This window comes from Vibrio sp. KMM 9700 (genome assembly GCF_058545285.1).
Window position 1 is genome coordinate 38,483 of sequence record NZ_CM178590.1, and the last position, 5,099, is coordinate 43,581.

At 44.9% G+C, this 5,099-nt stretch carries 4 protein-coding genes; all 4 read right to left on the reverse strand.

What is annotated here, in order from left to right; genetic code table 11:
• Positions 1-38 precede the first annotated feature (38 nt).
• The 4 genes from AC2VOY_RS11660 to AC2VOY_RS11675 are packed head-to-tail and all read right to left on the reverse strand — an operon-like array spanning position 39 to position 4,879.
• On the reverse strand, positions 39-1,418 hold the full coding sequence (locus AC2VOY_RS11660; RefSeq protein WP_491833676.1) for an ABC transporter ATP-binding protein: 1,380 nt from the start codon (positions 1,416-1,418) through the stop codon (positions 39-41).
• Positions 1,402-2,220, reverse strand: a complete 819-nt coding sequence (locus AC2VOY_RS11665) for an ABC transporter permease (RefSeq protein ID WP_491833678.1) — start codon at positions 2,218-2,220, stop codon at positions 1,402-1,404. Before AC2VOY_RS11665 ends, AC2VOY_RS11660 begins: the two co-directional genes overlap by 17 nt.
• Positions 2,220-3,155, reverse strand: coding sequence for an ABC transporter permease (locus AC2VOY_RS11670; RefSeq protein WP_491833680.1), 936 nt, complete (start codon positions 3,153-3,155; stop codon positions 2,220-2,222). The genes AC2VOY_RS11665 and AC2VOY_RS11670 overlap by 1 nt, the downstream gene beginning before the upstream one ends.
• Positions 3,155-4,879, reverse strand: coding sequence for an ABC transporter substrate-binding protein (locus AC2VOY_RS11675; protein ID WP_491833682.1), 1,725 nt, complete (start codon positions 4,877-4,879; stop codon positions 3,155-3,157). Before AC2VOY_RS11675 ends, AC2VOY_RS11670 begins: the two co-directional genes overlap by 1 nt.
• Positions 4,880-5,099 lie beyond the last annotated feature (220 nt).

Here is a 5,099-nt window from a genome sequence, read left to right on the forward strand (position 1 = left end):
AAGTGATTTGACAGATCAAAATAAGATAGGAATTGATTTTATAAGTGGATCACATTATCACAACACTTCTCAATCAAAGCCGGATCATGACTAACGATAAAGAGTGCGCAGCCCTTTTCCTTGGCAAGTTCAACTAAAAGCTCAGTGATTTCTTTGGCAACCAAAGGATCAAGGCGTGAAGTTGGCTCATCGGCAAATAAAAACACAGGCTCAAGCATCAAGGCGCGTAAAATTGCAAAGCGTTGCAATTGCCCACCCGAGACTTGGCTGCTTGTTTTTGCAAGTAATTCAGGTGCAAGTTTTAGCCGCTTCATCAAAGGCATGACTTTACTTGCATCGAGTTTATGCAGCTTAATTAAATCATCTAATAGCACTTGCAGCGGCACAGAACTAGATAAGCCTGAAGGTGGATCTTGAAACAGCTTTTGCCATTGATAAGCTTTAGCATCCTCTGCCAGTTGCGTGATTTCACCATCGATTTTTGGTAAAAGTCCCAATAAGGTATCGCCTAGAGTACTTTTACCACAACCACTATCACCAACCACACCGATGACTTCGCCTTGGTGGATTTTAAAATTAATCCCACTCGCAAGCGGATTCTCACGACCGATGCTTAAGTTTTTCGCCTCAAGCACAGCGCGCTTAAACTGGCTTTGCTTAGGGTAAGCTTGCCAATGCTCAGGGCTCGATTGAATTAATAACTCGGTATAATCTGAGTCTGGTTTGGCTAAAATATCCGCCATTACGCCTTGCTCCACGACCTTGCCTTCACGCAAGACAATTAGCTCACCACCAAGCTTCTCTGCGACTTCTATATCATGGGTAATGGTGATGAGTCCGCCGGCTTGGGTCATTCGCTGCAAAAGCGTCACCACTTCATTGCGGCGACTCACATCTAAGCCTTTCGTCGGCTCATCAGCAAGCAAAATTTGCGCGCCACCAGCTAAGGCGCAGCTCACGGACAATCGTTGCGCCATCCCGCCAGACAGTTGCCCCACTCGCTTAGCTGCGCTTTGCTTTAAGCCAACTCTATCTAAATCTGCTATTGCATTATCAAATGCTTCTTGGCCATCTAAGCCGCGTACTTTTTCATGCACAAGGGAGACTTGCTCAAATGCTGGCATTAATGGATCCAATGCGCGCCACGGCTCTTGAGGGAGCAAGACCATGTCTTTACCCCAAAGCGTGCGACGCTCAGAAACTTTGCGATTTTGTCCAAAAATATGTACCTCGCCTTTTTGGCTTAGATTCTCAGGCAACATTCCCATAATGGCTTGGAGTAAAATACTTTTGCCTGCGCCAGTTTCACCTAAAATAGTAAGTGGCGTGGCAGCGGAAAGCGTAAACGAGACAGGTTCAAGCAAGCATGTCTGTCCGTGATAAATAGATAGATTTTTAACTTCAATCAACAAGCTCATCTTTTTTTCCTGCAAGTAGATGAAAACCAAGCACTAAAAGTGCAACGGCGATTAACGGCTGAAACAGTGCCCACGGCGCCTGACTGTAATAAGGGAAGAGTTCCACACTCATCAAACCAAGTTCTGCAAGGGGTGGTTGGATCCCCACATAGACAAAGCCAAGGGATGCCATGGTAAGAATTGCATTCCCGCCACCAAAGGCTGCCATGGTGAAAATTGAGCCGGATAGTTTTGGCCAGATATGGCGTTTAAAAATATACCAAGATCCAAAGCCCATCATTTTAGACACTTGCACTTCTGGGCTTTGCAGAATTGGTCGCGTCATCGCGCGTGAAACTTTATAATATTCAACCCATTGCACTAATGCGATGGCCACATAAAGCATCACAAAAGAGCCCGGAACAATCGCTGCAAGAAGTAACACCAACACGAGGCCAGGTAAGGCAAGCAAGATATTGACCATGATTTCAAAGCCTTGCTCAAGGCGTCCACCTTTCCATGCAGCGAGAACGCCAAAACATACGCCAATGCTAGAAGCAGTTAGCATGCACATGATCCCAAGCATAAATGAGAGTTGAATGGCGCTTGCCACTCGCACCAACATGTCACGCCCAAATTGATCCGTGCCAAACCAATGTTCGCTGCTTGCTGGCATGAGTTTATGGCTGAGATCTTGCGCATTGAGATCATGACTTGAGAGTACCGTCACCAAGCTTGCTGATACAAAAAGGCTGATCAGTAAGGCAGCGCCAAATTTTTGACGCCCATTAAACGATTTAATAAATTGAGAAAAAGCAGACATTATTTTTCCTCCCCGCCACGCGGGTCAATCCAGTAACAAATCACATCAACTATGGTGTTGAGCACCACAAATAAGGCGCCCATGATTAAGGCGCTGCCTTGGATCACAGGAATATCGCGGGCAAAAATTGCATGCGCCAAACCATGACCAATTCCCGGCCATGAGAAGAGTGATTCAATCATCACTATGCCTTCAATAATGCTCACTAACTGAATACCAATAAAGGCGACCACTGGCACGGCAATATTACGCATGCCATGATGATAGAAGGTTTCTTTTTCAGATAAGCCTTTGATTTGTGAGAACTGATAAAATGGCGCAGCCAACACACGGCGCGTGCTTTGAGTCACCACACGGTTGGAGACAGCCGCTAAACTGAGCGCCAATGCCACACTTGGTAAGACCAAATACTCCCATGAGCCAAACCCTGCAACCGGGAATATTTGCCAATGCATCGCAAAGATTAGCACCAGCACAAGGCCAAGCATAAACACAGGCACAGCGCGGATACCGGTTGAAATCCAAAGCACAATTTGCTCTACAATCCCGCCTTTTTTCGCCACCCAAATGCCAAGTGGCAGTGCGATGCAAATCGATAAGAAAATGGCGCAAACGGCAAGCAAAAATGAATGCACTAATTGGTGCTCTACCACATCAATCACTGGTAAGCCGCTGACTAAGGATTTACCTAAATTTAAATGCAGCAAATCGACAAACCATTGGCTATAACTCGCCCACCAGCTTTGATCTAAATTAAGCTCTGCTCGGATCATCTCAGCGGCAGCAGCGCTGACGTTATCTTGTCCATAACGACTTGCAGCAATGCGATATGCCATATCCCCTGGAATGCTGCGCATCATGATAAAAGTTAGTGTGCCGACGCCCCAAACCACAAGTAGTAATTGCAACAGGCGCTTTCTTAAAAATAACCACATTAGTGGGTCTCTCCTTTTTGATGCTGATGATCACCGTTTTGATGTGAATGCGAATGCCCTTCATGATGAGCGCTTTCATCATGGGTTGAGACGGCTCCAGCGCGTGGCGCTAAACGCATTTGATTAATGAAATAACTACGTGAATACGGGTCAAATTTAAAGCCTTTCACCCTGTTATTAATCGCAATGAAATCTTGATAAAAAGCAATTGGAATGACTGATTTTTCTTGATATATCAAACGCATGATTTTTTGGCTCAGATCGCGTTTCGCAGCATTTGTCATGCCTTGTTGATTAAACCTTGCAAACGCCTCATCCACATCAGGCATCTGCCAGTTCATTGCGCCCCAATCACCACCAGTATTTGAAAAATCACCACTAAGCATTGGTAGAGGATCCGCAATTACCCCATAGTTACGCGCAATTAAAGCGGCTTCTAATGAGTGATCTTGATGCCCTGCTGGGATCATACTTGAGTTGGTTACATCGACTTTTAAGTCCACTCCAAGTTTGCGCCATTGGGCTTGAACCGCAGTGGCAACGAGGGTTAATTCTGGTCGATCGGCATAAGTCATCATGGTGATCTTAAAACGCTGACCATCACGCACTAAAACGCCATCAGTTCCGAGCTGCCAGCCCAAATCTTTGAGTATTGTTTTCGCTTTGGCAGTGTTTGCGCCAAGCGTTTGTGACGCGTCTAGCTTATCCGCGCCTAGATGCCAGTCTTGCATTGAGTCGGGTAAAAGTTGCGATGTCGCTTTGCCCACACCTGACATCACGGTATCGGCAATCGCTTGGCGATCCAGACCTAAACTTAATGCAAGGCGCGCCTTTGGCTCTAAAAATTGATGCGCACTGTTTAATTTCACAATCAAGGTTCTTGGGGTATCAAAGGCTTCTACTTGTATCGGATCGCTTGGCTTGATATGGCTGACCATACTTGGATCTAACGTAAAGCTGATGTCCGCATCGCCTGAGCGCGCTTGTAGAATTCGGCTTTCTGCGCGGTGTCCAGTTAAATAACTGGCATAAGCAATACTTGGTTTTTGTCCCCAATAATCGGCGTTGGCTTTTACTAATAGCTTATGTGGCGGTTCAAAACGCTCAAGTTGATAAGCGCCTGTGCCATAAAGGTGAATTACTTGACCTGCTGCGTCATAAGATGCAGGGGATAAAATGGCAGTAGAATAGTTCGCTAATAAAGCGCCAAGTGACGAAAAAGGCTTAGAAAGCTCAATTTCAATTATTTGCTTCTCAGTTGAGTCTTCTTTTGCAATCAGAGACTTAATTTCAGTAATGGGCGCTTGTTGCAACACGCCATGGGTCTTTTGTGCAATCTGTAGGCTATTGACCACTGCATCTGCGCCAAGGCGTGCGCCGTCATGAAACAAAACATTGTCTCTTAATTCAAAGCGCCATGTTTTGCCATCCTCACTGACCTGCCAATGCTGGGCAAGCCCTGGGGTAAGCTGACCTTTCTCGTCAACATTTAACAAGGTTTCAGTCAATTGCATGCGTGTGTAGATATAGCCTTGTTTAGAAGGATCTAAACTTGTGAATTCCCACGGTCCACTAATGCGTAATGTATTGTCAGGTGTGGCTTGGCTTTGTTCTTGGTTGGCAAGTTTAATCACCAGCAGACTAAGCAAGGTAAGGCTTACTAAAATGGCAAGCCGAATTAAATTTTTCTTTCGCTGCACTGCTGCGTAGGTTAGCTCTGTCATCATCTTCCCTAAGTGGTGTTATAATGTAACAATTAGGGGTGTGATAATATAACATTTTAAATTGTTATACTATAACAAAGATTAGTTTTATTTATTTTTATAGGGGTATTTAGTTATTGAAAAGAGTCACTAAAAAGCTATAAAGCAAAAAACCCAACACATTGCTGCATTGGGTTTTGTTTATCTTCACTTCTTATCTACAAAGCACACGTTTATTAGC